We start from the raw sequence: 26,900 nt of genomic DNA, 5'->3' as shown, positions 1-26,900 counted from the left end.
GGATAAAGTCGAGCTAAGAGGATGTTTGAAAAGTTCTATTGTCGGTATCAAAAGTTTTAGAACCCTCTAAATCCCCCGATAAATTGGGGGACTTTGATTCCGGTTCCTCCTTTTTAAGGGAGGTTAGGGGGGATCTGAAAGTGCCTAAAGTCACAGGAAAACACTTTTCAAACAACCTCTAAGCAATTCTCAGTGCAGGACTTTGACGTTCGCATAAATGGCAATTATTTGATTAATTAGATTCTTCTCTTACAATTCTCTTTGGAGGGGATTTTATTGCTTAACTGATTTCAAGCGATCGCCTGAATCCATAACCATAACTAGCAAATGGGTTATTAGCAAATAGACCTCTTGCAAAAGTCAAAAAATTAAAAATGTCATTCTGAACGGAACGCAGTGGACAAAAGAATCTCACAACTCTGTTTAGCTCCGCTCAATATGACAATTTAAGCATTTATGCAAGAGGTCTAATCTCTTTGAAGTTATGTTTTTTTACCATAACCTGAAATTTAGTTATGTTCCTCAGTATGAGTGGAGTTTAGCGATCGCACCCCATTCCTCATACCAATTAATACAAATGTTCTATTAATCTCCTTATCAGCCGCACTATCCATCACCAACCGCATTCTGTAAAATTCATCCCTGAGAATATTTGCTCCCCCCTTACCTGTGGTGGCAGACAGTCCTAAACTGAATATGAGAGTTGAACAGGCAGTCGGGAGAAATTTTGTGAAAAAAGTATTATCAATCATTCTTGGTGGTGGCGCGGGTACTCGGCTTTACCCGCTAACAAAACTACGTGCTAAACCAGCAGTACCAGTAGCGGGGAAGTACCGCTTAATCGATATCCCTGTAAGTAACTGCATAAACTCCGAAATATTCAAAATCTATGTCCTGACACAATTCAACTCAGCTTCCCTGAATCGTCACATCGCCCGTACCTATAACTTTACTGGTTTCAATGAAGGGTTTGTAGAAGTGCTAGCCGCACAACAAACACCAGAAAACCCTAACTGGTTCCAAGGTACAGCAGATGCTGTACGTCAGTACTTGTGGTTAATGGAAGAATGGGATGTAGAAGAATATCTAATTCTCTCAGGCGATCACCTCTACCGCATGGATTATCGCCAGTTTATCCAGCGCCATAGGGAAACGGGAGCTGATATTACTCTCTCAGTCATCCCCATCGATGAGCGTCGCGCCTCAGATTTTGGCTTGATGAAAATTGACGATTCTGGTAGGGTAATCGATTTTAGCGAAAAACCCAAAGGTGAAGCGTTACTCCAAATGCAAGTTGATACAAGCGTACTGGGATTATCAAAAGAACAAGCCCAGCAACAGCCCTACATCGCTTCAATGGGGATTTATGTCTTTAAAAAAGAGGTTTTGTTCAAGTTGTTGAGAGAAGGTATAGAAAGGACTGATTTCGGCAAAGAAATTATTCCTGATGCCTCTAAAGATTACAACGTTCAAGCTTACCTTTTTGATGACTACTGGGAAGATATTGGAACAATCGAAGCATTTTACCATGCCAATTTAGCTCTAACTCAGCAGCCTCTGCCACCTTTTAGTTTCTACGATGAAGAAGCGCCAATTTATACCCGTGCCCGCTACTTACCTCCAAGTAAACTTTTAGATTGCCAGGTAACAGAATCAATTATCGGCGAAGGTTGTATTTTGAAAAATTGCCGCATTCAACATTCAGTGTTGGGAGTGCGATCGCGAATTGAATCTGGTTGTGTCATCGAAGAATCCCTACTTATGGGTGCAGATTATTATCAAGCTTTTGTAGAACGCCAATGTAACGTCGAAAAAGGTGACATCCCTGTAGGTATTGGTACTGACTCGATTATTCGCGGTGCGATCATTGATAAAAATGCCAGTATCGGTCACGATGTCAAAATTATCAATAAAGATAACGTGCAAGAAGCTGACCGCGAAAGTCAAGGTTTCTACATCCGTAGTGGCATCGTTGTCGTGCTAAAAAATGCTGTAATTCCTGATGGAACAATCATTTAGTCATTGGTCATTAGTCATTGGTCATTGGTCATTGGTTAATAGTTACAAGTAACAAAGGACAAAGGACAACGGATCAAAGGACTAATGACTAAACTCATCTTACTGATTGGTCTTCCAGGTAGCGGTAAGTCAACTTTGGCAAAACAATTACTGGCAGAATGCCCTCAAATGGCGCTAATTTCTACAGATGCCATTCGGGGGCAATTGTTCGGTTCCCAAGCCGTTCAAGGGCCGTGGCTACTGATTTGGCGCGAAATTGAGCGGCAATTTCAGCAAGCTATTTCCACAACTAATATAGCTATTTTTGATGCCACCAATGCCCAGCGTCGCCATCGTCGTGAAGTGATTACTTTCGCCCGTAACCAGGGCTTTAACCACATTAGGGGAATTTGGGTAGATACACCAGTTTGGCTGTGTTTGGCACGGAATAAAAAGCGATCGCGCCAAGTTCCTGAAGAAATTATTTTGCGGATGCACCGTCAACTCCGGGATGCTCCCCCAAGCCAGGAAGAAGGACTAGACAGCCTGAGCCGCTTATCAGAAAAATCGGAGTACGGGAATTGCTATCCCTTGGTGAGCGAGAACCACACTTGATTTTCTATATTTTTTGTTAATTTAAAATCAGATTCTTGATTCTTTTTGTTTGGCACTATACCAGGCAAATTAAACATCTCTCATCTTAAAAAAAAACATAACGGGAATTTCTATAGGAGGCTGGTAGATGGCTGCAACCGACTTCAAGGACTATTACGCTATTTTGGGAGTCAGTAAGACTGCCAGTTCAGAGGAAATTAAACAAGCCTTTCGTAAACTAGCCCGCAAATATCACCCTGATGTTAACCCAAACAACAAACAGGCAGAAGCACGCTTCAAAGAAGTTAGCGAAGCCTACGAAGTTATATCAGATCCAGATAAACGTAAAAAGTACGACCAATTCGGTCAATATTGGAAACAAGCTGGTGAAGGTTTCCCATCTGGCGGCGCTGGCCCCGATATGGGTAACTTTGACTTCAGTCAATACGGCAATTTTGATGAGTTCATTAATGAGTTGCTAGGACGCTTTGGTGGTGCTACCCCTCGTGGTGCTGGGCGGCCAAGTCACTCACGAAGTTACTCTTACCGCACTTCTCCAGGTACGTCAACTAATTTTAGCAGCAGCTTTAATGATTTTGGGTTTCAAGATGGAGGTGCGAGTACTAGCCAGGATAGTGAAGCTGCGATCGCTCTAACTTTTGCTGAAGCATTTAATGGTGTGAAAAAGCGCTTCAGTTTAGGTAATGAAACAATAGATGTCAACATCCCATCTGGGGCTAAAACTGGTACTCGCCTACGAGTGCGAGGCAAAGGTCAAATCAACCCCATGACTCAACAACGGGGGGATTTATACTTAAAAGTCGAACTTCAGCCGCACACGTTCTTCCAAATGGAAGGCGATAACTTGGTATGCGAAGTGCCAATCACACCAGATGAAGCTACTTTGGGAGCGTCTATTGATGTACCCACTCCCGATGGTTCAGTTAATGTCAAACTACCAGCAGGAGTCCGTTCTGGTCAATCTCTACGTTTACGTGGCAAAGGTTGGCCTCTCGCCAAAGGTGGACGCGGCGATCAGTTGGTGAAAGTGGCGATCGTTCCAGCAAAAGACCTCAGCCAACAAGAGCGGGAATATTATGAAAAAATCCGGGCTATACGAACTTATAACCCCCGTAGTCATTTGAACCAATTCAGGCTTTAACAAGCAAAAAGAGAATCCCCATAATTAAAATCTCGTCATTACCCACATTTTTGTAACAGTCAAAGTATTATGCTAAACCACATACTGTCTAGAACTTAAGTTCTGTGCTTGAGAGCTACTGTTCACTCAAGTGGACTTGAATCATGTTCGGGTGAGTGTTTAACCGAACCTGAAATGAATTGTTGTTTAGTCCATTTAAGAGAACTTGAACTATTAGCCTTGGAATTCTATTCCGAGGCGGAATAGCAACGAAGCTAAAGATAAAAAAGATGTGGGTAATGACAAATAAAAAGAATTAAGGGATTTTTGTGGCGATCGCTAAAACAAGTAAAATGTAGAGACGTGAAATTAAAGCCTCAACTTCGCTCAGTATTAAAGCCGAGCGAAGTCAAATTCTTAAGATTTGATTAGGGTCTGAATTCTTATTCAAATTTTAAGAGTTCCCAATTCCTAATCTCTAGTTCTCAGCACCAAATTCAATTTATGTCAATTGAATTGTTCTAACAATGTCTCAACACTAGCATTGTGAGCCAAAAAAGAAAATAAATGCCAGTAGCGCAGTTTTCCTTCTTTATCTAATACAAATTGTGCTGGCAAAGGCGCTCCCAATGCTTGTCCTACTTGATATGTACGAAAGACTCGACAACTAGGATCGCTCAATAGTGGCATTTTTAAGCCTAAATCCTTCACAACTATTTGACTCTGCCGTTCATCGGTACTAGTAATCATTAAAACTTCTATACCGCGATTTTTGAATTGCTCGTAGTTTTCATTCAAAGCTTTGATGTGAGGAAAACAAAAAGGGCAATATTGCTTTTCGGTAAAGATGCGAGTAAAGGCGAGTAATACTGGTTGTTTGCCTTTATAATCAGACAATTTTACCAAAGTTCCGTTGGTAATATCTGGCAGCTGAAAGTCTGGTGTTCCCACTCCCAATCTGAGTTGATTGCTAGCTGGAACTGGTAAAAAATTGCGGAAGAATCGCTCATTTAGTAAGCCACTAAAGTCAGTTGAAGTCAGCATATTTTTAACCTTGATTATTTAAATACAATTTTATAAAAAAACCACAGATATATGACGGAGGTTGACATTGTTTAATGCGTATCTCTGTTTATCTGTGGTTTTCATTGATTTCGCTTTCAACTCCAAAAGGCTGGATTAGAGTAGAGTTTTTTCGCTAGCAAAATTTAGACAGCAGAGAAGTAGACTTTAGACTTCACTGGGTCAGGATTCATTGTCTTGTCACCAGGTTGCCAACCAGCTGGGCAAACTTCGTCAGGGTGAGACTGAACATACTGAATTGCTTGTAATGTCCGCAGGGTTTCATCAACGCTACGACCAAAAGCTAGATTGTTAATGGTGGCGTGCTGTATGATACCATCTTTATCGATGATGAACAGACCACGCAAGGCAATGCCTGCTGCTGGGTCAAGAACGTTGTAAGCGGCGCTAATCTCTTTCTTGATGTCGGAGACTAGAGGATAATTCAGGTCGCCAACGCCACCAGACTTACGATCTGTTTGAATCCAAGCGAGGTGCGAGAATTCACTGTCAACGGAAGCCCCAAGGACTTCAGTATTGATTTTATTAAATTCTTCGTAGCGATCGCTAAATGCTGTAATTTCAGTAGGACAAACAAAGGTAAAGTCTAGTGGGTAGAAAAACAGGACGACATACTTACCGCGATAATCGGAAAGTTTGATTGTCTTAAATTCCTGATCTACCACAGCGGTTGCTGTGAAATCGGGAGCTTGTTGACCAACGCGGAGGCTTCCTTCGGTTCCGTAAGTAAGGGACATTAACCTAATTCTCCTTTATCGATTTAGTAGCGTTGGAATTTGGGTCAAGTAAAATTTACCCATCCACGCTCTCGCAGTTTAATTACAATCTGTTACGACTATATCATACTCATAACGATTTTGAGTAGCAAATGCCTGATTTAGATACAAGAGAATGGTTGCTTACCAATGGCTTGGGAAGTTTTGCTAGCGGTACAGTTTCTGATGTCCGCACACGCACATATCATGGTTGGCTATTTGCCGCGACAAACCCACCTTCTGGAAGGACTCTGCTGTTTTCGCACCTAGAAGCTAGCTTGGAAATATTAGGGAGCGTTGTGGCACTGGGGACAAATGTTTGGGGTAACGGTGAGATTGAGCCAACAGGTTACGAACAGCTACGCCGTTTTGATATTAACCCAGTTCCCAAATGGACTTGGGGTCAAAATAACTGGCAATTAACTAGACAATTGGTGATGCCCTATGGTTTGGTGGGGACTGGGGGCTGGGGATTGGGGATTGGGGACGAAGGGACGAAAGGACAAGGGGGCAAGGAGACAAGGGGGGATAAGCAATGGCCCAATGCCCAATTTTGCCATCAAATTTTAATCCAGTATCGCTACGAGGGAAGTGAAACAGCGATTTTACGGTTGCGACTGTTGATAGCAGAACGTGACTTTCACCACCAGCAGACTGCTAGTCAAGAATTAGAGTTTTCACAATTGCCAGGGCAACAGCAAGTCTGTCTACAAGCAATCAATTCTGGGCGCTTCGGCATACCTTGGCACTTGCGCTGGACACAAGGAAATTATCAACCAGATGCAGTTTGGTATTGGGATTATAGATTGTCTGAGGAAACAAAACGGGGGTTAGGCGACAAGGAAGACCTCCACAGTCCTGGTTACTTGATAGTCACACTTCAACCAGGAGATACGGTGACTTTAGAAGCACGAGTAGGTTTTCCCGACTCAGTGCCAGGTGTTCTTACCCTCAAAACCTTCGTAGAAGCTGTGGAGGCAGAGCAAGAAAGGCTCTCACAGATTTTTGGATGGAGAGAGGGAGCAGAGGGGCAGGGGAGCAGGGAAGCAGTGGAGCAGGGGAGAAGTTACAATAACTTTTTCCCCTCTGCCCCTCTGCCCCTTTGCACTTCTGCCTCTTATGCCCAATTCCCAATCTGGCAACAACTACTCAAAGCAAGCGATCAATTTATCGTCTATCGAGCCTCAATTGCAGGCCCCACGGTCATTGCTGGTTATCACTGGTTTAATGATTGGGGACGCGATACATTAATCGCTTTACCGGGGTTGGCACTAGTTCCACAGCGCTTTGATCTAGCAAAAGCAGTATTGCGAACTTTTGGGCATTATTGTCGCCACGGTTTGATTGCGAATGCATTTCCCGATCTCAATGGCGAACCAATTTATAACAGTATTGATGCGGCATTGTGGTGGATTGAAACTTTAGGACTTTATCTAGAAGCTACCCAAGACTGGGATTTTTTGGCAGAGCAATTCCCTGTAGTACAGCAAATCTATAAAGCATTTGTCGGTGGTACACATTTCAATATCCAGGTCGATGCTACCGATGGGCTAGTTAGTTGGGATGCTCGTGGTGTAGCTCTCACCTGGATGGATGTGGTAATTGGAGCACACCCGGTCACACCCCGTTATGGGAAGCCAGTGGAAATCAATGCGCTGTGGTATTCTGCTCTATGTTGGTTGAGTCAGTGGGCAGAGCGCTTGAGCCAAATGGAATACGGCTCACCAGTGCGTCTCACTAAGCAAGCACAGCGTTATGCTAACCAAGCACAACACGTGAAAACCTCACTGCAAAAATTCTGGAATCCTCAGCTAGGTTATCTGTACGATACTATTGAGCCGGACGATCGCCGGAATTTTCAAATTCGTCCGAATGCCGTTTTGGCGCTGTCGCTACACCATTGTGGGTTTTCTGAACAGCAAGGGTGTCAGATATTAGATTTGGCAACTACTAGCTTGCTCACACCTTATGGTCTTCGCAGTCTCGATCCAGGAGATCGCGAATATAAAGGGAAATATGAGGGCAATCAACAGCAACGCGATCGCGCTTATCACCAAGGCACTGTTTGGACTTGGCTAATTGGGCCATATATTCGGGCTTGGCAACGTTTTTATCCACAACAAGCGCTGCCTTTTGATTGGCAACCATTGCTAGATCATTTTTTATTTGACGCTTGTCTTGGTTCTATTTCTGAGATTTTTGATGGCGATTCACCTCACACACCCAGAGGAGCGATCGCTCAAGCTTGGTCAGTTGCCGAAGTAATCCGCCACATTAAATAGTTGTAGGGATATAGATAGTCTTGGATAATTATTCTTGATTAATATATATTCACAAATTAATGTTGCTAGTTGGAACCTACAAAACCCTTACTATACAAGCTTTTTATTAATTTATCTGATTATCCAAAAGTTACTATATATTTTCGATTATTTCACAAATTGAGGCCGCAAAACCAAAATATTTTATTTTCTTCTATGAGAAAATAAAATATGAAAAAAGTTTATCAACGAGATGTAGTATTCTTGATAATAGAAATGTATTTCAGGCTTAATTAGATGCTCTACAGGATGGATGATTGATAGCGCAATTACTACAATTATAAAGCTGATTTTACATTTGCTTCTTATAAAACACATCATATCTTAACGCTAAATAAGCCTAAAGAAGTATAGATATGAATTAAGAAATAAATTAATAAAATAAAGTCCAAAAAATCAAGTTCACGTAGGAATTAATTGTAAATAAAGTGACTCTACCTAATAACAAGACTAACCTTCAAGAAGAAACAGATTTAGGGACTTCCATTGCTCTGGCTACTACTACAGATAAATGGGAAGTATTGTCGTACAGTGCTCCAATCCTACCCATACATGCCGCTTTACTTCGTACTGGTAAGATATTCTTTTTCTGTGGCTCAGGTAACGACCCCAATCGGTTAAATACTCCCTATGACAGTGTGGTCTGGGATGTAAACAAGGGAACCTTTTCCCGTCAAGCGCCTCCATTGGATAGTAACAGTCAACCTATGGATCTTTTTTGCGCTGGTCATTCCTTCCGCCCTGATGGTCAGTTACTAGTTGCAGGTGGAACTTTGCGCTATGACCCATTTTATGGTTCACCCTATGCTCTGATGTTCGATCCCATTGCTGAGAAATGGGTCAAGATACTATCAATGAATAATGGTCGCTGGTATCCTACTGTGTTAACACTAGGCAGTGGTCGAATCTTAGCAGTGTCTGGGCTGGATAAAGATGGCAAGCTCAATAGACAACCAGAAATTTATTCTGCTTTCTTTCCAAATGGTTGGAACGCTTTTCCAACAACTAGTGGCTTCCCGTCATACCCACAGCTGTTTTTACTAAGTAGTGGAAAAGTTTTTTATTCAGGTGCTCAGATGGGTGGCAGTGGAGTCACACCAAGGATATTAACCCTGCCAGAGACATTTACACAATCCATTCCAGAAAAAGTGGTGACAGGGCTGCAAGACTCAGCTTTCGGCGATCAAGGTGCCAGTGTGCTTTTACCACCTGCACAAGATCAAAAGGTGATGATTCTCGGTGGGGGTAGTAATAAGACAGCAACAAAGAGGGTAAATATTGTCGATTTAAAAGCTAGTAATCCAACTTACGTAGCAGCAAAGCCTTTAAACTATGCCCGGATGCATCACAGCGCAGTTTTATTGCCCGATCGCACAGTGTTTGTTTGCAATGGTAGCAAAATGAATGAAGATACAAAACAATCAATGCTGCCAGCAGAAATCTACAATCCAGCTACAAATACTTGGACAGTAGTAGCTAAACAAAATGTTCCCCGCGTATATCACTCAGTAGCCTTGCTACTACCAGATGGTAGGGTCGTCACAGCTGGGGGGAACCCTCAACGGAGGGTCAATGAACTGCGATTAGAAATCTACACTCCTGCATATATGTCGCGATCGCGACCAGTTATTCAGAGCGCTCCTCAAACAGTGACCTACGGGCAGCAATTTACGATTCAGACACCCCAAGCTGCGAACATTAAATGGGTTAGTTTTATTAGACCAATGGCAACTACCCATTCTTGCGATACAGAACAAAGGTTAGTGGATGCACCCATTATTTCTAGAAATGCTACTTCTCTTAAGGTGACGGTAATAAACAATCGAAACATCGCACCTCCAGGTTGGTACATGCTTTTTATTAGTGACAACAATGGAACACCCTCAGTAGCAACCTGGATGCAAATATATTAGCCTTATCTGTTTATGTTCGCACTGCTACCTAATAAAAGTCATTAATTCTAGGAAGGAAAATATGAATTACAAGCTATCGCGTCGAAAGTTTGGACAGTTGGCACTTGGTGGAACTGTATTATCTGGACTTAGTTATCTCACCAAGAAAGCCTTGGCAGAAACACCAACTTTAAATATTGTGGGTATAGGTTCCAGCCCGATGGTTACTACTGACCAAACGGTTATTACAGAGGTAAACACCACTGAATTAGTAGAGAACACTGCCCCAAACAGTGTAAGCACAGATATGAAGCCTGTAGGACTAGTTTTGCAATCCTTAATTACAGGAAAGGCTCAGGTACTTACGGATAAAAGTACACCTCTATTAGAGCCTAATGAGATATTGAGTGGTTTTACCTCTTTAAGCGATGGCACACTTGTTGTAGCCATTACTCCTGTTGCGATTAGTCAAAGAGAGGCGACACCTACTCGCATTACATTTTTAGGTACGCCTGTAAAAACTTTGATAGTTTCAGGACTTAAACCAAATCAACAGCTTGGGAGCTTGTTAGGTACTAATGATGGGCGACTCATTGGTCTAGTAGGTAAGAAGAACGGTACACCACCGATCAGATTGGTAGATATTAACCTTCAAACAGGAGAGATAAGTTCTATTAGTAAGATTAAATTCCTGGACGATGAGCGGGTCAGCAATTTAGCTGAGTGCCCAGATGGAATACTTTATACCTCTATAATTGGTGCGTATGGTGATACAACTCTGGTGCAGCTAGATTCAAATCAAAAAAAGCCCATCAGATTAGGACAATTGAAAGTTAATGGTCAAGCATGGAATAATGGCTTACAAAGCTTAGTTTGCTCTGCAACAGGTCAACTCCTCGCCTTTGGAGCTATGAGATATGAGACACCTAATGCTGTGTATATTGTTGACAAGAACAGTGGAAATATGACTCGGCTACAAAACTTTGATACTACTCAGATTACGCGTGCTCGTGCTTAGAAGGAATTGAACTGATATCTCTAGCAAAAAAACTGCCTAGCCCTCATCTTTGCTTGAGGGCTTTTTATTGGCATTGATTGGTATAGCTTATCCCTAATTACCACTGCTTTATCTGCTTGCATTAGCCTGATAGGAGCCGGATTTTGTTGTCAGGCGAAAGTTACAGAAGGAACGTTTACTCTCGTTGAGGGAATGGCCACGAGTGTGCAATGCATTCGGTTTGCCAAGGAAGCTAACGATAGGCTTGATAAAACTTTGGCTGAAATGAAAGACGGAGATTAAACGAGTGCTGCTAAGTCGCTTTGCTTTGGGCAATTTAAGCCATCCAGTAGACTGGAGCGCAAAAAGAAAGGGCAGATAATGATTCTGCCCTTTAGACATTAAAACTTAATTTTTGATTTTAAAGTTTAGTAGCGCGATCTATTGTATCCACCGCCACCACTGCCGCGACGATCGCCACCACCAAAAGAACCACCTCTATCTTCCTTTGGTTTAGCCTTATTTACTTTGAGGTCGCGTCCCATCCATTCAGCTCCATCAAGAGCATCAATGGCAGCTGTTTCTTCAGCTTCTGTGCCCATCTCTACAAAGGCAAAGCCGCGTGGACGTCCTGTTTCACGGTCAGTAGGTAACTGAACCCGTTTTACAGTACCGTGTTCGGCAAACACAGAATTGAGGTCATCTTGTGTGACCTCGTAGGATAGATTACCTACATAAATCGACATGCATTATCTCCAAAATCATAGGTGTGTAGAGATTTAGATTTCGGAGGCAAGCTTGTTAAGACCAAAAGGGAAAAGCCTGTCAATACTAAAAACAAACAATGTAACCGAATTTTATTCTCACTTAATTACCTTAGCACATCATTCAGTTCTTACCCACTGTGAAAAAGGAAGTACTAAGATTCAGACAGGCTACGCGCAAGATTGGGGATTAGGTATTTGGTATTGGGAAGAATTTAATCCCTAGTCCCAGTTTCAGTCTTCAGTCTTCAGTCCCCTCATAATATTGATTAGCAGAAATTCCCCAAATAATTGCAAAATAAATGCAGTTCGTCATTGTTACTAATTGGAAATGCCGACTACACTTGCTGACGCACAAAATTTACTTTCTGACCTGATCGCCCGCTACTCTAAGCGTGTAGATTATCTGATGATTCGCCTTGAAGAAGCAGAAGGGACTGATATCTTGTTGCGTGGCGACAAGGTAGAAACCCTTAGTGAAGGTCTCTCCATTGGTGGACATATTCGCGCTTGTTATAAAGGCGGATGGGGGTTGAGCTGCTTTAACCAGCTGGCAACAATCAAAGATCGCATAGAAGAAGCGATCGCTGCTGCGCGGATGGTTGGTGATGAAGAAACTTTACTTGCACCTATTGACCCGGTGCAAGCAGTATGCATTCTACCCCTAAAAGGTACTGACCCCCGAAACATCCCACTCTCGCAAAAAAAACAATTGTGCGATCGCTATGCCCAATTGCTTAAAAGCGTCGATAGCCGAATTACCACTACCTCGGTGCGTTACGGTGACAGCGCCCAAAAAGTAATCATTGCTACTTCCGAAGGTACTTCGATCGAGCAATCTTGGGTGGATATGGAAATGCGCTTTGCCGCCACCGCCAGAAATGGCGAAACCGTACAAACTGGACGGGAAACTACTGGCTCTCGCAAAGCTTACGAAGATTTAACTAGTTTGGATGAACAGGTAAAAGGTGCAGCTCAAAGAGCGATCGCCGCTTTATCTCTACCACCGGTCAAAGGCAATACTTACACTGTAGTCATTGACCCAATTCTCACGGGTTTATTCGTCCATGAAGCCTTCGGACATCTTTCTGAGGCTGATATGGCTTACGAAAACCCCGATTTGCTGGAAGTTATGACCATCGGACGGCGGTTTGGCCCAGAAGAACTGCAAATTTTTGATGGTGCGGCTCCAGAGGGACATCGCGGTAGCTATTTTTATGACGATGAGGGCACACCTGCCACTACTACTCAACTAATTAAAGATGGAGTTTTAGTGGGACGTTTACATTCTCGTGAAACTGCTGGCAAATTGGAGGAAGCGCCTACGGGTAACGCCCGCTGTCTCAACTATCACTTTACTCCCATTGTGCGGATGACAAATACCTGGATTGAACGGGGTAAAACACCAGTCGCAGACTTATTCACCGATATTAAAGAAGGAGTTTATGCCCGTAATTGGTTGGGTGGGATGACGAATGGGGAAATGTTCACCTTTAGTGCTGGGGAAGCGTGGATGATTAGGAACGGCAAAATTGCTGAACCTGTCCGGGATGTGACGCTTTCAGGAAATGTATTCCAAACCTTAGCGGATATTGAGGCACTTGGTGATGATTTTTATTGGGATGAATCCGGCGGTTGTGGTAAAGGAGGGCAAAATGGCTTGTCAGTGGGTTGTGGTGGCCCTAGCCTCCGAATTCAAGATGTAGTGGTTGGTGGGGAAACATGAATTATCTGCTTCAGTCGTAAGAATCATAATCTGTAAAAGAATAGGAATTGGTTTTGCCATAACCTCTGCCAGACGAACACCAGAATTAAGTATAGCGATCGCTTTGCACTAATGCTTAACGTGAGTCTCCAATCGAGGCTCACGTTAATGCTTAAATTTTTAAGGTCAGCAACATCCCTCCCAAGTATGAAATTAACTCACAACTCTAGGTAGTAGCGCCAGAAATTAAGAATAGTTAGTCTAGACAAAGTTGATTCAATATCCACTCTAGTTTGATTCACTACACTAATCCTCCGTGGCGTGTGCCGGGGATTTACTAATTGTCTGGATAGTCCCAAATTATTCGTAATTGATAATGACGCTTGCGGACTCGCTACTGTTGCGCTAACGTAATTCTTAATTAAAGACTGTTTCAGACTCTTATTTAGACGCAAACTGAAACAAAGCCACGTATAGATAAAAGGTAATTACACTCAAAAATTACGAATTACGAATTACGAATTACGAATTAGTTCAAGTTCCTTAGCACAGTGACAGATATGAAAGCAGATCAACTCCTGAAAAACTATGCCGCAGGTGTCAGAGACTTTACTGGTGTCAACTTGAGCGAGGCCAACTTAAGAGAAGCCAATCTCAGTGGCATAATTTTAGATCGAGCAATTTTAGATGGAGCTAATCTGAGTCACGCTAATTTAACCGACGCCAGTTTGATTGAAGCAGACTTAAATGGAGCAGATTTGAGCAATGCGGAGCTCAGTAATAGCAACTTAAGCAAAGCTATTTTGGATGGAGCTATCTTGGATGGAGCTATCTTGGATGGAGCTAATTTGAGTCACGCTGATTTGACGGTTGCTAAATTGATTGAAACTAAATTGAGTGAGGCGGATTTGCAGGAAGCAAACTTGATAGCAGCAAATCTAGATGGAGCGGATTTAAGTGGTGCAGATTTAACTGTAGCGGACTTATCCCAGGCAAATCTCGCTCAAGCAGATTTGAATCAGACAAATTTGAGCGGAGCAAATTTGGATGGAGCGAATATAGAAGGAACTATTCTGGATGAGAATGTTTAATCTCGTTTCTTACAGAGCATGGGTTCTGGATTGCTGACTCAATATATTAACCCAAACAGTACCTCGGAACACCGAGAGCAAAACTCGAAACTTTAGCTTCATACAGCAGATTGCAACAGGCGTGAGGTACAGATAATTGTAGGGACATAACATGTTGTGCCCCTACCGCGTACTTCATTTACCTGAAATATACTGTATTACTTTTTGTTTGATTACTTAATTAAACCCGGAGAACCCCACACGCCAGATGCTCGACTTGGGGAGACACCAAGGGCGATGGGGTCTACCCTTCTCCCAAAGGGCTACACGTGTTTACACAAGTCAAATTACCCCCCTTAATCCCCCCGTTTATTGGGGAAAACAGGAATCTAGTTCCCTCCCCAATACATACGGGGAGGGTTAGGGTGGGGTAAAACTGAGGCGAAAACCAGGTGAGTAAACTATTTCAGACTTGTGTATACACGGTAGCTCTCAAAGGGAGAGGCTAGGATCAAGGGAGAAGACCACGGTTCCTTAATCTCCTCTTTGCAGGCGTTACAGCTTACACACAAGTCTTTTGGAGTTGCAATGGCATTGTTTTGACTAACAATGCAATTGTTTTGACTAACAATGCGATTGTTTTGACTGACAATGCGATTGCTTTGACTAACAATGCGATTGTTTTGACTAACAATGCGATTGTTTCGACTGACAATGCGATTGTTGCGACTGACAATGCGATTGTTTTGACTGACAATGCGATTGAGATGAGAACTTGGAATATTGCACAAGAGTCTATAACTTATGTGTACACACGATCTGCTTGTCAGAAAAAGTCAGGTGGATATATTTTCTATACACAAGGATATTACTGTGAAAAAGTTTGCTACAAGTAGTGTTATTTACGATTGTCATAATTAAAACAATTGACTCTCAACTATCAATGGTGAACTTTACCCTCGTTGTCACACTCTATGTCAACCCTATGACAGGGAATGATACCAACAATACTGGTTCACGGTTGAGTCCGTTTAAAAGCCTCAGCCGTGCCTTAAAAGTAACCAAAATCCCGACGATAATTCATCTGGAGTCGGGGACTTACAACGCCGCTAGTGGTGAGGTGTTTCCACTAATCGTCCCTGAAGGGGCGACAGTAGTGGGTAACGAAGCTAACAAAGGTGCAGGAATTGTAATTTCCGGGAGTGGCGAGTATCAAAGTCCCAGTTTTGGTATACAAAATATTACGCTGCTCTTGGTAGATAATGTCAGTCTTTTAGGTGTAACTATCACCAATCCCTCAGCCAAAGGTACTGGTATCTGGATTGAATCGGCTGCACCTATTTTAAGTAATAATACTCTGAGCAACTGTGGGCGGGAAGGTGTGTTTACCACTGGTACTGCCAAACCCGCAATTTTAGATAACATATTTGTGCAAAATACTGCTAGCGGGTTAGTGATAGCAGGTCATAGCCAAGGAGAAGTACTGCGGAATGTATTTCAAAAAAACCCTTTAGGCATAGCAATTAGTGACTTTGCCGCTCCGACGATCGCCAATAATAAATTATCAGAAAATCGCACAGCGATCGCACTTTCTCGCAACGCCCAACCTGTACTACGTCAAAATTTCATTGCTAAAAATACCCAAGGTGGTTTATTAGTCAATGGCAATGCAGTCCCCGATTTAGGTAATACCGAAGATCCAGGTGATAATATTTTTCGCGATCATAGTGAATTTGATTTATATAATGCCACTACACAAAAGCTAGTTTCCGTAGGTAATCAATTAAATCCGGCTCTAGTCAAGGGTTTGGTAGAATTACTCCTAACCAATCGAGTAACGGTTAACACCAGTCCCTCTGATATCTCGACAGAATCCCCACCTCAAAAACTCCCCTTGTCTCCCCCTTTCCCCCTCCCCGCCTCTCCCGAACTAAACGGACATTGGGCAGAACCATTTATTCAGGCATTAGTGAGCATGGATTTAACTCATGCTTTTGCCGATGGTAGCTACCAACCAGATAAACCCATGACTCGCGCCCAGTATGCAGCTTTGGTGGCGATCGCTTTTAACCCATTTCCCAAAATCCCGGCTCCTGATTTTACGGATGTACCCAAGGATTTTTGGGCTTATAGCGCTATCCAAATCGCGGCTAGCGGTGGCTTTGTTGGTGGATTTAGCGATCGCACTTTTCGCCCCGATCAAAGTGTGCAGCGGCTACAGGTGATTGTCTCCTTAGTAAACGGACTGGGACTACCAGCTGTTGATCGCGATGTTTTAGAAGTATATAGCGATCGTCATACCATTCCCAACTACGCCCAAACAGCCGTTGCTACTGCTACACAATGGGGAATAGTTGTCAACTATCCAGATCCGAAAGTTCTTGCACCTTTGCATTCGGCAACAGGCGCCGAAGTTGCAGCGATGGTTTATCAGGCGTTAGTTGCCATTGGGCGAACATCTGCGATTAAATCAGTCTATGTGGGGTTGCATTCTAGAAGTTGATAAGTAGAATAAGGAACACTTGCCTATCGGCTTGGCAACTATTGGAAAAAAAAACCATGTAGTTAAAAGCACGCTAGGCTAATATGCGATGGGTGACAAATCTTAGAACTATTGCCTAAAGCTAATAGCCCGATGTTAACAACACTTCCAGACACCTCTGCCAACTTGGCGATCACCTTATTAATTAACTATAGTTTCGATCTCGGTGGGTATAGTGCCAATGAGCTAGTTGAACGTTGGCAAACGCAATACCCCCTTAATTGGCTACACCTGGCAGTGATTGAGGCACTATATCAAGGTCGTTATAAAGCGGTTTCCGTGCAGCAAATTTTAGTATTTTGGCAGCGCCGGGATCAGGCTACATATCATTTCAACATGGAATTTGAACGGATGATTTGTAGCAAATTTCCTCAAAGCTTAACCTCATCGGCTGCACCAGTTCTACCGCCAGCCAAGAGAGAACCCACTGTAGAGCAAGTGACGAGTCCTCAATTACCACCAGCTAAGATTCGCAACAGCTATCAACACAGCAATACTGCGACTCTCCAACTGAAAAGTTATGAATCAAAGACATCTTTGAGTGAACAAGAGGGAAAGCAGGAAGATAGAGACAATAAAACCGTCTTAAAGTCTCCGCTTTCTGGGAAATTTGCCTCTTCGGCAACCCTTGAGCAATTATCTGCTATCAGCCAGAGGCAAACTTCACAAGAAAGTCCAGCGCCTTCCCCATCACCAAACCATCATCAACGACAGCCAAAACTGCTCCCACCTGCTCCTATTCATGCCCCAATTGGGCAATTTACTCCCGAAAAAAGCGATCGCTCTGATTCTTTTACATCTAAACTCAAAGCCATGTCTGGGGAGCAAGGGAGCAAGGGAGCAGGGAGCAGAGAGCAGGGAGCAGGGAGCAGGGGGAGAATAACTAATGACAAATGACAAATGACAAATGCCTTTTAGATTTTTATTCTGTAACTAGCAGCTTAAAGCGCTCATCATCGGCAATATCATCAAAATCTAGGTCAGTTGCTGCGTCTTCTTTATACCTGGGATTAAGTTCAATCGCTTGTTGTAGAGTTAACAGAGATCGGTCAACTTGTCTTTGCAGTGCGTAACAGGCTGCTTTGTTGTAATAGGCACTGGCGTAATCTGGCTTAATTTCTAAGGCTTTGTTAAAACTAGCCATCGCTTCATCATCGCGTCCTAATCTTACCAAAGTATAACCGCGTTTATCCCAGATTTTTGGGGAATTGGGTTGGAATTCTAGCGCTTTATCAAAGGACATGATTGCCTCTTCATATTGTTCTAATGCTACTAAGGAAAGACCGCGATTCAACCAGGCAACGGCATCGTCATGTTTGATTTGTGTAGCTTTATCAAATGAGTCAAAGGCTTGCTGATGCTGTTGTAAATTTCCAAAAGCAACGCCGCGATCGCACCAAGCTTGATGATAATCTGGCTGAATCGCAATCGCTTTATCATAGGATGCGATCGCATCTTGGTAGCGTTTCAACCTTCCCAGAGTTAGACCCCGTTTTAACCAACTCACAGGTTCATCAGGTTGGATTTTAACTGCTTGGTTGTAAGCTGCGTTCGCATCTTCATAGCGCCTTTGAGAAAACAAATCGTCTCCTTGCTTTACATACTCATCAGCAGTGAATTCTGGTTGTTGTGGCTGTTGCTGTATTTCTTGCTCAACTTCAAAATTTACCACTTCTAGAATAGATTCCGGCGTAATTTCAGTTAGTTCTTGAAGAATGAGATCCTTTCTTTCTTGGGCATCCAATTGTAATTCAGAGAGTTGAGAGACAAACTCAGTTTCTAATCTTTCTAACTTCTCTAAAATGAGAATCTTTTGTTGTTGAGCATTCCATTGTAATTCTGAGAATTGCGAAGTAAATTCATCACCATATCTTTCTAAATTCTCAATGATTAGCTCTTTGGATTTTTGAGCATCGACTTGTAATTCAGATAATTGAAATTTAAATTCTGATTGTAATGCCGCTAAACTCGCAATAATTTTATTTTTTTGTTCTTGAGCATCTACCTGTAATTCAGATAATTGAGATTTAAGTTCTCGCTCAAATATACCTAAACTGTCAACTGCGATCTCTTTTTGCTTTTGAGCATCAATTTGGAATTCAGATAACTTTTCTATAAACTCTGACTGTAATTTTGTTAAACTTTCAAAAGTTACATCTTTTTGTTGTTGAGCATCAGACTGCCATCCAGAAAGTTGAGATGCGAACTCAGACCTTGATATTTCTAAATCAGCAACAGCTAGTTCTTGCTGTTGTTGTACACCTAACTTTAACTTAGACAGTTCTTCTGCGATCGCAGATGCTAATTTTCCTAAATTCTCTAGTGCTATATCTTTTTGTTGTTGAGCATCAAACTCTAACTTAGATAACCCCGAAGCAAATTTTGACTCTAAATTTTCTATATTTTCTTGAGATTTTTTTAGTTCTGCTTCTAATCTACTTAATACCTGTGCTTTAGCTAAATCTAGATCGGATATCAGAATAGATACATTTTCTTGTTCATTTTTAATTTTTTGTTGTAAAGCAGTCGTTTCCTGTTCTAATTCATAATTGATTTTTTTCGCATCTTGAATAACATTTTCAGCTTCTTGTTTAACGGTGGTTAGCTGATTTTGTAATTTTTCCATTCCCTGGACTTGTTGCATTGCCCTATCAACAATTTCCCGGATTATCACTCGTCGCAACAGCCATAACAAAGCAATGACTGCGACTGGAAAGAGACTTAATATAACTAGCCAAACATCGAGTAATATGGTTGTGCGGCTAAAAGTGCTTTTAAAATCAGATTGGACTTGCTGTTGAATTCGTTTTTCTGCTCGTAGTCGTGCTAATTCTTCCCGTTCTGAATTCGATAACACCGGAGTCGGAGTTAGTGCTGGGTTGGGTGATGGTGCAGATTGTCCACTGGCAATTCCAACGGATAACAGTAAGGGTAAAAATACAATAGTGCTTTTTACAATTAAAGCGAAAACAGCTTGATTTTTGCTCTGCATAACAACCATCTGAGTCTGTTGGTCAGTTTTTGAAGCGGCGTGCCTCTTTCCAATCTATAACAGAATTAAGTAGTTAAATGGTGTAGAGGCAGTGTAAAATTCTGAGCAATCTTTAACTGATCAGTTTCTTTGTCCTTAGTGTACGTACAACTTTAGTCGTAGAGTGTAGTCAAGTTTGTGACAATTTTTGGTGAGGTACTACTATAATATTACTACGTTGTGATTACTGCTAAAGATGGTGAAAGTCAAGCAGTAAAAATAATAATTTATCAACCAGTGGAAGACAAAATGCGAAAGCATCGACGCTTTCTTAAACTATCCAGCGAAGAAGGTTCGGACTTTGTTTTTACAGATAACAGGGCGGTGAAACTGGAAGTTATACCTGTATGGGAAGTGTCAGGTGTGGTTACTTCGCATTAACATTAGATTATCTACAGTAAGTAGATTACTTGTCCTAAAATTAACTTAACAAAGGCGGTAGAAAATGGGTCGCTTAAATCCTTACACACTGCAATTGCAGATTACCCGAATGTTTGAGCAAGGGCAATCATTTTTTGCCACAACCAAGGTACAGGAATGGTTGAAAGAACATAAACACAATACAGAAGATTATGACATTATTTTCCATAAAAAACCTGCACCTCCTGGTTCCAAAGAAGTGATGGTAGTGGAAATTGAATTACGCCGCAAAGATGGACAACCTGTCGATCCGTGGTTGCAGGAACAAGCAAATCTCCATGCCTGATTTTCGCAACTATAGCAGTCCTAAATCAGATGTGAAAACTTCTTTTTCTTTTTTTGGCATTTCGCAGAAAAAGTGGTTTGTTCATTTTCACAACTTAGATAGGATTGCTATGTGTGAGGCTACGCCTACGCCCAAAGTCAAAACATAACCTATTGTAAATATTGAAATAAGTTTATACAAATTTTATATATACCTGACAATTTTAGAGATGTAACAAAGATCATCTTTTGTTGGTTATTTCTTAATCTATATACATTGGTTAAAAGTTTATTTAAGTGAAATTACAGAATTATTCATTTTTTAGCTTCGGAGCATTTTCTAATGAAATTAGCTAAAAATATTAGCATAGCTGCTTTTGCTGTTGCGATCGCGGTTGCTGCTGTTATTAAACCGACGCAAGCTGCCTTAGTTAATTATGATTTCACCGTAAATGCAACATCTGGCGATCGCCCCAGCTGATAATTACATAACCTTCATATTCTGGTGGCACTACCAGATCATCAACTACGTTGTACCTATTTAACTTCGTATTTGCAGATGCATTGATTACCTGTCCCTGACCGATTCCCGTTGGCAAGAAACTTTTCTGCTGTTTATAAACGGGTAAGGAATGGGGTAAGCGCACTGGTGTAAAGCTTAGTGGCCTGTTCTTTGCTCCGGCAATACTAGAAACACCATCTATAATTGTGTCTCCCAACACAGCCGCACCAGCACTGCCAGCAAAAAATACTAAAATTTGTCTGCGACTTAATTTAGACATCAAACTCTCCTCTCTTGTGACATCAAGAATTTCGTAAAGGCAAATCTTGATTACTGGCAGAAAAAGCCATCAATTATTTACGTGAAATGACATACATTTTGAATGGTCAGTAACCTGTTCTTAAACAAAAGGTTGTTTGCTATTTTGGTCAGCTAACTAGACAAAAAAATTTCAGTTTGTCATCTAATCTAATGACCAAAAATTAACATCAGGTTATATCTTGATTAATGGGAATTTATTTTGTACTAAATCTCAAAATAAGAAGTTACAAATCCAGTCAGGAACAGTGTCAGCGCCCCATCTGTCCTATCCTGGAGATGGATAAATCAATAGTGTTGTGGGTGAGACTGTGTTTTTCAGCGTTGTGATACCGACTTATAATCGCCAACCGATTTTAGAAAAGTGCCTCCGTGCTTTGGAGGTGCAGGAGTTGAGTCAGCCAAGTTCGGTTACTGATTACGAGATTGTCTTGGTAGATGATGGTTCTACTGATGGCACATTGGAGTGGTTAGCAGCATACAAAGAAGAGTTTCCCCATGTGCGCTGGTTTGGGCAAGATCATGCTGGGCCAGCTGCGGCTCGAAATTTGGGAGTAGAGAAGGCCCAGGGAGACACAATTATCTTTATTGATAGCGATTTAGTAGTGCTGAACAATTTCCTGCAAGCTCATACTGATGCACTAGTGGAGGGGAAAGAGAAATTGGGGAGCGATCGCTTTTTTACTTACGGTGCAGTTATTAATACTTGTAATTTCAACAACCCAACGGCTGAACCCTACAAAATTACAGATTTTTCAGCAGCTTTTTTTGCAACGGGAAATGTAGCAATTCCCAAACATTGGTTAGATAAAGCCGGACTTTTTGATACTAGTTTTCAACTCTATGGCTGGGAAGATTTAGAATTAGGTGTACGGCTAAAAAAACTAGGTTTGACATTAATTAAATGTCCAGAAGCCGTAGGATATCACTGGCATCCAGCATTTAACTTAGAGCAAATTCCCAGATTGATTGACCAAGAAATTCAACGCGGACGTATGGGAGTTTTGTTTTATCAAAAGCATCCTACATGGGAAGTGCGAATGATGATTCAAATGACTTGGCTGCATCGGTTACTTTGGGGGATTTTGTCAATCAATGGCACACTGAATGAACGGACAATGGCTCCGTTATTGCAATGGCTAATTAATTTAGGTAAACCGCAATTGGCTTTAGAAATTGCTCGAATTTTTCTCAACTGGTACAACGTGAAGGGTGTTTATGAAGCTTATGCCGAAATGCAGCAAGTATTGTGATTGAAACACCTTTGGGAAGTAGCACTGTGTAATAAACCTGTTAAAACTTTATTGGTCATATCGCGCATCTCAACTCAATACCTGATTCTCTGATAGTGAACGAACTGGCAGGATTGACTACCGTATAAACCAATACGCTTGGGTTAAGGCTAAAACTCTTTATCAAAGTCAACTTTTTTAACGTAGACACAAAGCGGTGAAGCAGCGCGGTCTTGGGGGTTTCCCCCATGAGCGTGAACCCGTTCGCGTAGCGTCTCCGTCAGGAGAAGGGCTTGCCGCAGGCTACCGCAGAGACGCAGAGAAGTCAGTGCGTTGGGCGGGTTCCCCGACTTGTTCGCGCAGCGTCTCCCCTTGGGAGAAGCAACTGGCGCGAAACAGAGAGAAGAGAAAATTTTGTGTTGGTCTTCGGTTTTTGTTTAAGGGACTGTTATGTTCCCGGACGAGAGCGAATACGATCGGGTATATGATGGCGATCGCCTAATATTTCTAACAAGGGGCCATTAACGTCAAATTTAACCATACTTACTGACGCGACCAAAATATTCACCCGATAGCGATAGCGTCCCAAATCAATTCCTAGTAAACTACAAAGCAAAATCCGAATCGTGGCTTTATGGGAAACTACTAAAACATTACCTTGGGGATGTTTTTCTTGAATTTCAGCAATTACAGGCATAGAACGGTTAGCAATATCTACCGCAGTTTCTCCACCAATGGGTGCATTCCAGGCGGGTTCTGTCAACCATTTTACATAGTTTTGGGCGTAATTCTCTTGGACAAACGATTTACTCAAAGTTTCCCAAGAGCCGTAACTACCTTCTCTAAGTCCGTCACGCAACTGCATATTCATACCGATAGCATCACAAAATGGCTTGGCAGTTGCAATTGCGCGCTTCATCGGGCTAACATAAACAGCCTCCCACAACAAGCTTTGATAAACATCGGCAAAACTCTCTGCCATCTGTATCCCTTCAGAGGTCAACTGGGCATCAGTTTTACCGCAGAAATTACCACTTTGACTAAAAGTAGTTTCTCCATGTCGCAGTAAATATAAATTAAGTGTCATAGCTTGTATCGCGATTGGGATCAAGGAGTTAGTGCAAAAATAAACTACCATCAATCTCGCAATCTTTTATGTGACACCAAGACAAAGTAATCAACCAAAAAAGTCAATCAACCACAAACTTTTGATTTCATTGACAAAAGTAGCGGTAAGAGCTAATACTCTAGTTTGAGCCGGGATACGGATACCGTTGGCGAATTCCCCAAACAGCAAAACTGAACCGATTGAGAGCTTTCTGAGCAATTTTATCCCCAGATGCAAGATTCCCCAACTTCAGTTGATTCCGATGCTTTACTAACGACCAAAATTTTTCCGTTACTAAAATTAAGCCTCTTCCTCTAAAGTTGCTACGAAACCCTTTGCCTGTGATGAGAATTGGCTTGTTAGTTACTGACGATGTTGGGTTTGGCAAAATCTATAAAAAGGCGATCGCGGCCCTAACCCACGTAGGCAAAGCCCGCCGCAGGCATCGCCTTTTCCTCTAAGAGATCGCATTACCTAACTGTTTCAATGTCCTTTCCTTGGCAACCTCGGCTGCTGCCCGTGCAGATTCAGCAAGGATTGTGTCAGTGTTTGGGGTCAACTTGAGTGCCCCGCCCTGCCCCCAGCAATCAAATTGAAGATTCATTGCTTGATGTAGGTTTCTAACTCAAATATGTTATGTCAAAATTGCCCCACCCATTAAGCGCTCATACCGATACTTCAACTCTTCTTTCATTAAATACCAACGCTCTAAAGTAACATCCATCTCTATTATTTTCTCCGCTGCTTGCCGCGCTAAAAGTAAAACTTCCTCATCGTCAACCAAACTCGCCAAGGTAAAATCTGGCACTCCAGATTGACGAGTTCCCAGTACTTGCCCTGGGCCACGAAAACGCATATCCATCTCGGAGATGAAAAAGCCATCCTGAGATTGTTCCAACACCTTCAATCGTTGTTGAGCATCAGGGCTTCTAGAACTGCTCATCAACAGACAGTAGGACTGAGCCGTACCCCGACCAACACGCCCCCGCAGTTGGTGCAGTTGCGATAAGCCAAATCGCTCTGCATTTTCAATGAGCATTACTGTAGCATTAGGTACGTCTACACCTACTTCAACAACAGTAGTAGAAACCAAAATTTGCGTTTGGTTATCACGGAATTTGGTTATTGCTTCATCCTTTTCGGCTGAACTCATGCGACCGTGCAGCAACCCAACTTGAAAATCGGGAAAAACACTTTCTTGTAACTTTTGATGCTCCTCCACAGCCGATCGCAAATCTAATTTTTCTGATTCTTCCACCAAGGGCAAAACCACATAAACTTGTCTACCTTGGACAATTTCTCGCCGGATCAGGTCGTAAGCATGGTTGCGTTGCTGACCTGACAATACTGTTGTCTGAATCTTTTGCCGTCCCGGTGGTAACTCATCAATTTGGCTCACATCCAAATCCCCGTGTATCGTCAGTGCTAAGGTTCGGGGAATTGGGGTAGCTGTCATAGTTAACACATGAGGTTGATTGCCTTTTTGCTGCAAACGTGCCCGTTGTTCTACCCCAAAGCGATGCTGTTCATCTATGACTACTAACCCTAGTTGTTGGAAGTTTACAGGGTCTTGAATCAACGCATGGGTTCCTACTAACAGAGGTAATTCACCAGTTCCTAACTGAGAATGTATTTGTCTTCGTTTCGCCGCTTTAGTCGAACCTGTAAGTAATTCCACTGGTAAATGGAGCAGATTAAACCAGCTAACTAACTTGCGATAATGTTGTTCTGCCAAAACTTCTGTGGGAGCCATCAGCGCCGCTTGGTAGCCAGATTGAATTGCTGCGAGGATAGCTAGCACGGCGACGACTGTTTTACCAGAACCGACATCACCTTGCACCAAACGATTCATTGGCACAGTTTTTTGTAAATCGTTGAGAATGTCGTTGAGAACTCGTTGCTGTGCGCCAGTGAGTTGAAAAGGCAGTATTTCGTGAAATTTCTCTACAAGTTGACCGCGTGGGACAAGGATGGCGCTGGTTTGAATCGCTCTTGCTTGCTGTTGACGTTGCAGTAACCCAAGTTGTAGGTAGAAAAATTCATCAAAGACTAGGCGACGACGGGCAACTTGCAAGACGGCGCTATCGCTGGGAAAATGGATATTAGCGATCGCATCTTTTAATTCCATCAAACCATACTTCTGCCGCAAACCACTTGGCAAAGGATCTTTCAGGTTAGCCGCAGCAGGTAAAGCAGCAATTACCGCCTGTCGCACTGTATTCGCCACCACGCCTTCAGTTAGTCCATAAATTGGCACTATCCGCCCAATATTTAGCGACTCAATCGTATCTCCTGGATTTGCTAAAACCTCTAGTTCTGGATTATCCAGTGTCAAGCCGTATTTACTTTCTTTCACCAACCCACAGGCTGCTAGAATGCTACCTACTGCATAACGGCGTTTTAAACTTTCTTGCCAAGCGCGACTGCTAAAGCGCGTACCTGCGTAAAAACGGCCAATTTTGATTTGACCGCTGTTGTCTTTTACTACCAATTCTAAAATTGATAATTTCTGATTTTTAGGGCTAGTAAAGCAGTTGCAACGCTTCACTGTAGCCACTATTGTCACTGTCTCACCCGCCTGTAACTCGCGGATATTCACCTGACGCGCATAATCAATATGGTCACGAGGATAGTAGAAAAGCAAGTCACGGACGGTATGTAAACCAAGCCGTGCCAAATTATCAGCTTTTTTAAAACCTATTTCTGGTAAATCACTGAGTTTTTGCTCAATTTTTGGTGCAAGTCTCCGACTCACCTCAGTAACAATTGGAGATTTTGGATTTTTAATTTTGGATTTATAAATTCTCCCTTGCTCCTCTGCTCCCCTGCTCCCCTGCTCCCCCTGCTCCTCTTGCTGTAGTTGGGAAAGATATCTACGAGTTTCTGCTACTAAATGCTGCCTTTCTTCCAGTGCTAGATGTGGATAACTAGCAAATTGCACCGCTAGTCCTTGCCAACGGCGGCGTTCAATTTGGGGTAAGCCTGTTGGGAATTTGCCCAAAGTTAGGCTCAGAAATTCACTGAAACGGTATTCTCTGCCCATTAAGTCTGTAAAGCCACGTTCAGCTTCTATTGCCAAGGCTTTGTGCAATCGTATCCAATCTGGTTTTTCATTAGTCATTGGTCAATAGTCATTAGTCATTTGTCATTAGTCATTTGTCAT

At 42.3% G+C, this 26,900-nt stretch carries 24 protein-coding genes and 1 pseudogene; 15 read left to right on the top strand and 10 right to left on the bottom strand.

Annotation, left to right across the window (positions count from 1 at the left end; translation table 11 throughout):
• Window positions 1–509: 509 nt before the first annotated feature.
• Window positions 510–752: a hypothetical protein gene (locus tag NLP_RS02950; protein WP_104905076.1), complete on the bottom strand. Its 243-nt coding sequence runs from the start codon at window positions 750–752 to the stop codon at window positions 510–512.
• Between NLP_RS02950 and NLP_RS02945 the strand changes: the two genes are divergently transcribed.
• The 3 genes from NLP_RS02945 (at window position 730) to NLP_RS02935 (ending at window position 3,754) form a co-directional block, all read left to right on the top strand.
• Window positions 730–2,019 carry a glucose-1-phosphate adenylyltransferase gene (locus NLP_RS02945; RefSeq protein WP_104905075.1) on the top strand — a complete coding sequence of 430 codons (1,290 nt, stop codon included), beginning with the start codon at window positions 730–732 and terminating at the stop codon, window positions 2,017–2,019. The two genes, NLP_RS02950 and NLP_RS02945, sit on opposite strands and share 23 nt — an antisense overlap.
• An 84-nt stretch (window positions 2,020–2,103) precedes the next feature.
• Window positions 2,104–2,613, top strand: a complete 510-nt coding sequence (locus NLP_RS02940; protein ID WP_104905074.1) for an AAA family ATPase — start codon at window positions 2,104–2,106, stop codon at window positions 2,611–2,613.
• Between the two features lie 127 nt (window positions 2,614–2,740).
• On the top strand, window positions 2,741–3,754 hold the full coding sequence (locus tag NLP_RS02935) for a DnaJ C-terminal domain-containing protein (protein WP_104905073.1): 1,014 nt from the start codon (window positions 2,741–2,743) through the stop codon (window positions 3,752–3,754).
• A gap of 486 nt (window positions 3,755–4,240) precedes the next feature.
• On the opposite strand, the gene NLP_RS02930 is transcribed toward NLP_RS02935, so the two are convergent.
• Together NLP_RS02930 and NLP_RS02925 are read right to left on the bottom strand one after the other, a co-directional pair.
• On the bottom strand, window positions 4,241–4,777 hold the full coding sequence (locus NLP_RS02930; protein WP_104905072.1) for a peroxiredoxin family protein: 537 nt from the start codon (window positions 4,775–4,777) through the stop codon (window positions 4,241–4,243).
• A gap of 164 nt (window positions 4,778–4,941) precedes the next feature.
• Window positions 4,942–5,553, bottom strand: a complete 612-nt coding sequence (locus NLP_RS02925; protein ID WP_104905071.1) for a peroxiredoxin — start codon at window positions 5,551–5,553, stop codon at window positions 4,942–4,944.
• Window positions 5,554–5,684: 131 nt separating this feature from the next.
• Between NLP_RS02925 and NLP_RS02920 the strand changes: the two genes are divergently transcribed.
• From NLP_RS02920 to NLP_RS35960, 4 genes are all read left to right on the top strand, one after another.
• Window positions 5,685–7,853: an amylo-alpha-1,6-glucosidase gene (locus tag NLP_RS02920; protein WP_104905070.1), complete on the top strand. Its 2,169-nt coding sequence runs from the start codon at window positions 5,685–5,687 to the stop codon at window positions 7,851–7,853.
• Between the two features lie 467 nt (window positions 7,854–8,320).
• Entirely contained in the window at window positions 8,321–9,805 is a 1,485-nt protein-coding gene (locus tag NLP_RS02915) for a galactose oxidase-like domain-containing protein (protein ID WP_104905069.1), read from the top strand.
• Between the two features lie 61 nt (window positions 9,806–9,866).
• Window positions 9,867–10,802 carry a hypothetical protein gene (locus tag NLP_RS02910; RefSeq protein ID WP_104905068.1) on the top strand — a complete coding sequence of 312 codons (936 nt, stop codon included), beginning with the start codon at window positions 9,867–9,869 and terminating at the stop codon, window positions 10,800–10,802.
• 66 nt (window positions 10,803–10,868) lie between these two features.
• On the top strand, window positions 10,869–11,084 hold the full coding sequence (locus NLP_RS35960) for a TRADD-N-associated membrane domain-containing protein (RefSeq protein WP_442946657.1): 216 nt from the start codon (window positions 10,869–10,871) through the stop codon (window positions 11,082–11,084).
• A 125-nt stretch (window positions 11,085–11,209) separates the two neighbouring features.
• On the opposite strand, the gene NLP_RS02905 is transcribed toward NLP_RS35960, so the two are convergent.
• Window positions 11,210–11,527: an RNA recognition motif domain-containing protein gene (locus tag NLP_RS02905; RefSeq protein ID WP_104905067.1), complete on the bottom strand. Its 318-nt coding sequence runs from the start codon at window positions 11,525–11,527 to the stop codon at window positions 11,210–11,212.
• 349 nt (window positions 11,528–11,876) lie between these two features.
• Between NLP_RS02905 and NLP_RS02900 the strand changes: the two genes are divergently transcribed.
• Entirely contained in the window at window positions 11,877–13,271 is a 1,395-nt protein-coding gene (locus NLP_RS02900; protein WP_104905066.1) for a TldD/PmbA family protein, read from the top strand.
• Window positions 13,272–13,810: 539 nt separating this feature from the next.
• Window positions 13,811–14,341 carry a pentapeptide repeat-containing protein gene (locus NLP_RS02895; RefSeq protein ID WP_104905065.1) on the top strand — a complete coding sequence of 177 codons (531 nt, stop codon included), beginning with the start codon at window positions 13,811–13,813 and terminating at the stop codon, window positions 14,339–14,341.
• A gap of 440 nt (window positions 14,342–14,781) precedes the next feature.
• Here the strand turns inward: NLP_RS02895 and NLP_RS35955 are convergent, their stop codons facing one another.
• Window positions 14,782–15,036 (bottom strand): hypothetical protein, encoded by a 255-nt coding sequence (locus NLP_RS35955; protein ID WP_442946656.1) that lies wholly within the window; start codon window positions 15,034–15,036, stop codon window positions 14,782–14,784.
• Here NLP_RS35955 and NLP_RS02890 point away from each other — a divergent pair.
• From NLP_RS02890 to NLP_RS02880, 3 genes are all read left to right on the top strand, one after another.
• Window positions 14,920–15,216, top strand: a complete 297-nt coding sequence (locus NLP_RS02890) for a hypothetical protein (protein WP_104905064.1) — start codon at window positions 14,920–14,922, stop codon at window positions 15,214–15,216. The genes NLP_RS35955 and NLP_RS02890 overlap by 117 nt on opposite strands.
• 47 nt (window positions 15,217–15,263) lie before the next feature.
• Complete coding sequence (locus tag NLP_RS02885; protein WP_104909754.1) at window positions 15,264–16,823, top strand: DUF1565 domain-containing protein; 1,560 nt, start codon at window positions 15,264–15,266, stop codon at window positions 16,821–16,823.
• Between the two features lie 132 nt (window positions 16,824–16,955).
• Complete coding sequence (locus tag NLP_RS02880; RefSeq protein WP_234017184.1) at window positions 16,956–17,759, top strand: hypothetical protein; 804 nt, start codon at window positions 16,956–16,958, stop codon at window positions 17,757–17,759.
• A 25-nt stretch (window positions 17,760–17,784) separates the two neighbouring features.
• On the opposite strand, the gene NLP_RS02875 is transcribed toward NLP_RS02880, so the two are convergent.
• Window positions 17,785–19,854 carry a tetratricopeptide repeat protein gene (locus tag NLP_RS02875; protein ID WP_104905063.1) on the bottom strand — a complete coding sequence of 690 codons (2,070 nt, stop codon included), beginning with the start codon at window positions 19,852–19,854 and terminating at the stop codon, window positions 17,785–17,787.
• Between the two features lie 484 nt (window positions 19,855–20,338).
• On the opposite strand from NLP_RS02875, the gene NLP_RS02865 reads away from it, so the two are divergent.
• Window positions 20,339–20,599 carry a hypothetical protein gene (locus NLP_RS02865; RefSeq protein ID WP_104905061.1) on the top strand — a complete coding sequence of 87 codons (261 nt, stop codon included), beginning with the start codon at window positions 20,339–20,341 and terminating at the stop codon, window positions 20,597–20,599.
• Window positions 20,600–20,920: 321 nt separating this feature from the next.
• Window positions 20,921–21,058, top strand: coding sequence for a hypothetical protein (locus NLP_RS02860; protein ID WP_199784745.1), 138 nt, complete (start codon window positions 20,921–20,923; stop codon window positions 21,056–21,058).
• Here NLP_RS02860 and NLP_RS02855 read toward each other — a convergent pair.
• Window positions 21,042–21,359 (bottom strand): annotated as a pseudogene (locus tag NLP_RS02855) (hypothetical protein); the annotation flags it as partial. The gene NLP_RS02860 and the pseudogene NLP_RS02855 overlap by 17 nt on opposite strands.
• A 349-nt stretch (window positions 21,360–21,708) precedes the next feature.
• Between NLP_RS02855 and NLP_RS02850 the strand changes: the two are divergent.
• Window positions 21,709–22,650, top strand: coding sequence for a glycosyltransferase family 2 protein (locus NLP_RS02850; RefSeq protein WP_234017183.1), 942 nt, complete (start codon window positions 21,709–21,711; stop codon window positions 22,648–22,650).
• 427 nt (window positions 22,651–23,077) lie between these two features.
• Here NLP_RS02850 and NLP_RS02845 read toward each other — a convergent pair whose 3' ends face one another.
• The 3 genes from NLP_RS02845 to recG all read right to left on the bottom strand — a co-directional run bounded on the left by NLP_RS02845 (window position 23,078) and on the right by recG (window position 26,858).
• Window positions 23,078–23,716, bottom strand: coding sequence for a histidine phosphatase family protein (locus NLP_RS02845; protein ID WP_104909753.1), 639 nt, complete (start codon window positions 23,714–23,716; stop codon window positions 23,078–23,080).
• Window positions 23,717–23,806: 90 nt separating this feature from the next.
• Window positions 23,807–23,956: a hypothetical protein gene (locus NLP_RS34575; RefSeq protein WP_234017182.1), complete on the bottom strand. Its 150-nt coding sequence runs from the start codon at window positions 23,954–23,956 to the stop codon at window positions 23,807–23,809.
• A gap of 415 nt (window positions 23,957–24,371) precedes the next feature.
• Window positions 24,372–26,858, bottom strand: coding sequence for an ATP-dependent DNA helicase RecG (gene recG, locus NLP_RS02840; RefSeq protein ID WP_104905059.1), 2,487 nt, complete (start codon window positions 26,856–26,858; stop codon window positions 24,372–24,374).
• Window positions 26,859–26,900 lie beyond the last annotated feature (42 nt).

This window comes from Nostoc sp. 'Lobaria pulmonaria (5183) cyanobiont', from assembly GCF_002949795.1.
Classification (GTDB): domain Bacteria; phylum Cyanobacteriota; class Cyanobacteriia; order Cyanobacteriales; family Nostocaceae; genus Nostoc.
Note: the sequence above shows the minus strand (reverse complement) of the source record. Positions and strands in the feature narration are given on the sequence as shown.

Excerpts from the sequence above, each read along its gene's own strand:
- NLP_RS02950 (WP_104905076.1), bottom strand. The coding sequence starts at position 752 with ATGATTGATAATACTTTTTTCACAAAATTTCTCCCGACTGCCTGTTCA.
- NLP_RS02940 (WP_104905074.1), top strand. The coding sequence starts at position 2,104 with ATGACTAAACTCATCTTACTGATTGGTCTTCCAGGTAGCGGTAAGTCA.
- NLP_RS02935 (WP_104905073.1), top strand. The coding sequence starts at position 2,741 with ATGGCTGCAACCGACTTCAAGGACTATTACGCTATTTTGGGAGTCAGT.
- NLP_RS02930 (WP_104905072.1), bottom strand. The coding sequence starts at position 4,777 with ATGCTGACTTCAACTGACTTTAGTGGCTTACTAAATGAGCGATTCTTC.
- NLP_RS02925 (WP_104905071.1), bottom strand. The coding sequence starts at position 5,553 with ATGTCCCTTACTTACGGAACCGAAGGAAGCCTCCGCGTTGGTCAACAA.
- NLP_RS02920 (WP_104905070.1), top strand. The coding sequence starts at position 5,685 with ATGCCTGATTTAGATACAAGAGAATGGTTGCTTACCAATGGCTTGGGA.
- NLP_RS02910 (WP_104905068.1), top strand. The coding sequence starts at position 9,867 with ATGAATTACAAGCTATCGCGTCGAAAGTTTGGACAGTTGGCACTTGGT.
- NLP_RS02905 (WP_104905067.1), bottom strand. The coding sequence starts at position 11,527 with ATGTCGATTTATGTAGGTAATCTATCCTACGAGGTCACACAAGATGAC.
- NLP_RS02900 (WP_104905066.1), top strand. The coding sequence starts at position 11,877 with ATGCCGACTACACTTGCTGACGCACAAAATTTACTTTCTGACCTGATC.
- NLP_RS02895 (WP_104905065.1), top strand. The coding sequence starts at position 13,811 with ATGAAAGCAGATCAACTCCTGAAAAACTATGCCGCAGGTGTCAGAGAC.
- NLP_RS02885 (WP_104909754.1), top strand. The coding sequence starts at position 15,264 with ATGGTGAACTTTACCCTCGTTGTCACACTCTATGTCAACCCTATGACA.
- NLP_RS02880 (WP_234017184.1), top strand. The coding sequence starts at position 16,956 with ATGTTAACAACACTTCCAGACACCTCTGCCAACTTGGCGATCACCTTA.
- NLP_RS02875 (WP_104905063.1), bottom strand. The coding sequence starts at position 19,854 with ATGCAGAGCAAAAATCAAGCTGTTTTCGCTTTAATTGTAAAAAGCACT.
- NLP_RS02865 (WP_104905061.1), top strand. The coding sequence starts at position 20,339 with ATGGGTCGCTTAAATCCTTACACACTGCAATTGCAGATTACCCGAATG.
- NLP_RS02860 (WP_199784745.1), top strand. The coding sequence starts at position 20,921 with ATGAAATTAGCTAAAAATATTAGCATAGCTGCTTTTGCTGTTGCGATC.
- NLP_RS02845 (WP_104909753.1), bottom strand. The coding sequence starts at position 23,716 with ATGACACTTAATTTATATTTACTGCGACATGGAGAAACTACTTTTAGT.
- recG (WP_104905059.1), bottom strand. The coding sequence starts at position 26,858 with ATGACTAATGAAAAACCAGATTGGATACGATTGCACAAAGCCTTGGCA.